The 4,292-nt window shown below is 67.1% G+C and carries 6 protein-coding genes; 3 read left to right on the forward strand and 3 right to left on the reverse strand.

Annotated features, from left to right (window positions below):
- The coding region (locus B2W70_RS16455; RefSeq protein ID WP_286747310.1) for a pirin-like C-terminal cupin domain-containing protein at positions 1–258 on the forward strand (258 nt) is incomplete at its 5' end.
- A gap of 15 nt (positions 259–273) precedes the next feature.
- On the opposite strand, the gene B2W70_RS16460 is transcribed toward B2W70_RS16455, so the two are convergent.
- Entirely contained in the window at positions 274–1,083 is an 810-nt protein-coding gene (locus B2W70_RS16460; RefSeq protein WP_286747312.1) for an exodeoxyribonuclease III, read from the reverse strand.
- 14 nt (positions 1,084–1,097) lie between these two features.
- On the opposite strand from B2W70_RS16460, the gene pyrE reads away from it, so the two are divergent.
- Positions 1,098–1,775 carry an orotate phosphoribosyltransferase gene (pyrE, locus tag B2W70_RS16465; protein WP_286747314.1) on the forward strand — a complete coding sequence of 226 codons (678 nt, stop codon included), beginning with the start codon at positions 1,098–1,100 and terminating at the stop codon, positions 1,773–1,775.
- A 98-nt stretch (positions 1,776–1,873) separates the two neighbouring features.
- A complete protein-coding gene (locus B2W70_RS16470) occupies positions 1,874–2,614 on the forward strand; it encodes a DUF4124 domain-containing protein (protein ID WP_286747316.1) in 741 nt (246 codons plus the stop codon).
- Between the two features lie 15 nt (positions 2,615–2,629).
- Here B2W70_RS16470 and B2W70_RS16475 read toward each other — a convergent pair whose 3' ends face one another.
- Together B2W70_RS16475 and B2W70_RS16480 are read right to left on the reverse strand one after the other, a co-directional pair.
- Entirely contained in the window at positions 2,630–3,073 is a 444-nt protein-coding gene (locus B2W70_RS16475) for a DUF2834 domain-containing protein (RefSeq protein WP_286747319.1), read from the reverse strand.
- Complete coding sequence (locus B2W70_RS16480) at positions 3,070–4,140, reverse strand: helix-turn-helix transcriptional regulator (protein WP_286747321.1); 1,071 nt, start codon at positions 4,138–4,140, stop codon at positions 3,070–3,072. The genes B2W70_RS16475 and B2W70_RS16480 overlap by 4 nt, the downstream gene beginning before the upstream one ends.
- Positions 4,141–4,292: the final 152 nt, after the last annotated feature.

Raw genomic sequence — 4,292 nt, forward strand, 5'->3', positions numbered from 1 at the left:
GAGCCACTTGCACCACGCGAAATGGCCGTGCTGCCTGCCGGGGCGCCGGTGTCCCTGCGGGCGGGCGCCGAGGGCGCGCGCCTGGTGCTGATCGGCGGTCAGCCCCTGGCCCAGCCGGTGCGCATGTGGTGGAACTTCGTGGCAACCGATCCGGCTTTGATCGAGCGGGCTGCGGCCGATTGGGCGGCGGGCGGCTTCGACCCCATCCCGGGTGAAACCGACCGCATCCCGGCGCCAGCTTGGCGGGGGCTGAGCTGACGGCGGGGGCGCCGCTCAGAGCTTGAAGTCGTAGTCGATGGTCAGGGGCGCGTGGTCGCTGAACCACTGGTCCTTGTAGACGGCAGCCGCTTTGGCGGTCTCGGCCAGGGCCGGGGTGGCCAGGTGGTAGTCGATGCGCCAGCCCACGTTCTTGGCCCGGGCCTGGCCGCGGTTGCTCCACCACGTGTAGCACTCGTCGGTGGTCTCGGGGTGCAGTCCTCGGTAGACGTCGACCAGTCGGGTGGCGCCATCGGGCGCCAGCAGCTTGGTCATCCAGGCGCGCTCTTCAGGCAGGAAGCCTGAGTTCTTGAGGTTGCCCTTCCAGTTCTTGAGGTCCTTTTCGTGGTGGGCGATGTTGACGTCGCCCACCAGGATGAACTCGCGCTCGCCGCGCAGCCGCGCCAGGTGCGGCTCGATCACGTCCAGGAAGCGGAACTTGGCCTCCTGGCGCTCTTCGCTGCTGGAGCCCGAGGGGAAGTAGCAGCTGATGATGGACAGCTTGCGACCCGGTTTGTCGAAGCGCATCTCCACGTAGCGGCCTTCTGCGTCGAACTCACCGTTGTCGGATGCCCCCAGGCCCACGATGACATCCGAAGGCTCGGTGCGGCTGTACAGCCCCACGCCCGAGTAGCCCTTCTTTTCAGCATGGTGGAAGTGGCCCGGCATGCCCCCCACGTTTTGAAGTTGGGGGGTGAGGTCCGCGGCCTGGGCCTTGAGCTCCTGCACGCCCATACAATCGGCGCCGTGGCTTTCAGCCCACTGCAACATGCCCTTGTTGGCCGCCGAACGGATGCCATTGAGGTTGAAAGAGACCAGTCGAAACACAGCGCACCACCATCATGAGCAACGCCCCCGCACTAGACACCCTGGCCCAAGATTTCGTGGCCTTCGCCGTTGAATCCAAGGTGCTGCGCTTCGGGGAGTTCAAAACCAAGGCAGGTCGGCTGTCGCCTTATTTCTTCAACGCCGGCCTGTTCGATGACGGCGCCAAGCTGGGCCGCCTGGCTGAATTCTATGCACGCCGCCTGATCGCCTCGGGCCTGCAGTTCGACATGCTCTTCGGCCCGGCCTACAAAGGCATCACCCTGGCTGCGGCCGTGTCCATCGAGCTGGCGCGCCTGGGGCACAACAAACCCTTCGCCTACAACCGCAAGGAAGCCAAGGACCACGGTGAAGGCGGCACCCTGGTCGGTGCGCCCGTCCAAGGCCGCGTGCTCATCATCGACGACGTGATCTCGGCGGGCACCTCCGTGCGCGAGTCCATCGAGATGATCAAGGCCGCTGGCGCCACGCCCTGTGGTGTGACCATCGCCCTGGACCGCCAGGAAAAAGCCACGGCCAACGGCCAGGACGCCGCAGAGAGCGCCGTGCAGCAGGTGCAGGGCCAGTACGGCCTGCCGGTGGTCGCCATCGCCACGCTGGCCGACCTGATGGGCTTCCTGGACGGCCAGTCCGACCCTGCCCTGGTGGCGGCCCGCCCGGCTGTGCAGGCCTACCGTCAACGGTACGGTGTTTGAGGCGTTCTACGTTCTATGATGAGCCGATGGGGATCGCTGTGCTGTCAGATGCCCGACGCACGGGCCGCCCGACCGATGCCATCCCTTACCTAACGCCCATGACCACGCCTGACGCCTCCGATCGCGCGCCCACACTGTCCCTGCTGGTTCACCACCCGGTGCGCCAGGCGGCGGTGCGCGTGGTGATCGCTGCGGTGTCGGGTCTGGTGGCTTGGGTGGGCGCCATGGGGCCGGTGCATGCCCAATCTGGCGGCATCTACAGCTGCGTCGATGCCCAGGGCAAGCGCCACACGGCCGACCGCCCCATCCCGGAATGCCTGGACCGCGAGCAGCGCCTGCTCAACCGCGATGGCTCCGAGCGGCGCACCGTGCCGCCGCGCATGAACGCGGAAGAGCGCGCCCTGGCCGAAGAGCGCAAGCGCTTGCAGGATCAAGCCGCCGTGGCCCAGAAGGACGCCGTGCGCCGCGACCGCAACCTGATGATGCGTTTCCCGGACGAGGCGGCGCACACCAAGGCGCGTGAAGCCGCCCTGGACGACCTGCGCAGGGGCATTGCCACTTCCGAGCGCCGCCTCAAGGAACTCGAAGACGAGCGCAAGCCATTGATCGCCGAAACCGAGTTCTACCAGCAGCGCAAGCTGCCCTTCAAGCTCAAGTCCAAGCTGGAAGCCAACGATGCGCAGCAGCAGGCGCAGCGCGACATCATCCAGAACCAGCAGACCGAGCTGGTGCGGGTCAACGCCTTGTACGACGCCGAACTGGCCCGGCTCAAGCGCCTTTGGGCCGGGGCCGCTCCGGGCTCGGTGCCTGGCGAAGCGGCATCACCCGTTCACCGCTGAGCTGGCTCGGGCGCTTCAACCCAGCGCAGGCCAGGCCCGCCACGTGTAAGCCACGCAGGCCAGAGCCACCATCAGCACCGACGCATTCGCGCCCCATCCGCCGATGCCGGTGACGGTTTCGCCCCGGGCCCGCATGGCCCTTTCGCGGTGCCACATGAACAGGGGCAGCGTTGCGCTGAAGGCGATCAGCAGGGAGCCCAGGAAGTACCACGTGATGCCGCGCATGCCCAGCCTCCGCGCTTCCCCCAGCATCCAGTGCCAGACCACCAGGAACACGAAGAAGATGTCGGCGGTGATGAAGCGGCTGGCGGGGTTGGCCAGGGTGTCGCCCCAGAACCGCACGTTGCCCTCGATCACGCCCAGGGGCAGGTAGGTGCCCAGTTGGCTGGCGGTGGCGGCCAGAGCGGCCGCAGCCACCACGCCGTATGTGACGCCGCGCAGGCGGGGTGAAGCGATCATGGGGTTTCCTGGGTGAGGTCCTGCGTGGGACGGTTGTCAAGCTGGCCTTGCCGAGCCTCGCTCGGCGTCTGCCCGGTGGCGCGTTTGAAGGCCCGAGCGAACGAGGTGGCGTCGGCAAAGCCGGTGGCTTCGGCGATCTGCTGGATGCTGAGCTGGTTTTCCAGCAGCAGCACGCGTGCGTGCTCCAGGCAGATGTCCTGTTTGAGTTGGGGCAGGGTGCTGCCTTCTTCTCGCAGGCGGCGGCTCAAGGTGCGGGGCGACATCGCCAGCGCTTGCGCCATGGCCTCGGCCGTGGTGGGTTTTTTCTTGCGCAGGGCCACGCGAAGGTGGGCCTTGACTTCCTGGGTCACGGGCTTGGTGTCCAGCCTGGCCAGGCGCTGTTGCTCCAGCGTGGCCTTCATCATCATGTGCGAGGCCTTGCTGGGCGCGATCAGCGGGATGCTCAGCGCCTGCCTCGGGATCACCAGCTTGTTCTGGGCGCAACCGAACATGAACTGGCCGGCAAAGGCCTGTTCGTAGTCGCTGGGGGCGCCCAGCGGGGCGTGCTGGAATTGCACCGAGGCCCCTTGGATGGCGTGCTTGAGGAAAGGCATCACCTTGGTGGGTGCCAGCACCACCGTCTCGGTGAAGAAGGCGTGCACGGAACCGAAGTCGTGGTTGGCCTCGACGACGATGTGCACCTCGTTGCCCACGTCTTCCCGGTGCATGCGGAACGCGGGCATCACCAGTGACGCATAACGAAGCGCGCCCTGCAGGGCTTCGCCCAGGTTGGCCGAGGTGATCGCCAGCATGCCGATGGGGCCGTGAGCGGTGAGCGGGAAGTGCTCCATGAAGGGCACCACCGGCGGCACCCCAGCCGGACTGACCGACAGGAAGTGCTCCAGCGAGCGCTTCATTTGCACCCCGTCCATGGTGTGCCAGGGCATGAAGGGGCGTGGCAGGTCGATGCCGCAGGCCTGGTACAGCGCATCGATGTCCTGCCCGAGTTCGCGCGCCAGTGACTCGCCGATTTCCAGGTACTGGATCGGGAAGACCAGGGTGCGCAGGATGCGGTCGGGTGTGGCCATCGGCGTCAGGTGGGTGCAGGATCAGCGTGCGAGTTTGGCATGCGTGGCGTCGCTGTGGATGGCGCACAGGAAGGCGCCGATCAGCGGCATCCATTGCCCGTAGGCTGCCAGGCGCCAGGCGTGGCCGGTCTGCACGTACTCGGCGGGCAGGC

It is taken from the genome of Aquabacterium sp. UBA2148 (assembly GCF_002328915.1).
Classification (GTDB): Bacteria; Pseudomonadota; Gammaproteobacteria; order Burkholderiales; family Burkholderiaceae_C; genus Aquabacterium; species Aquabacterium parvum.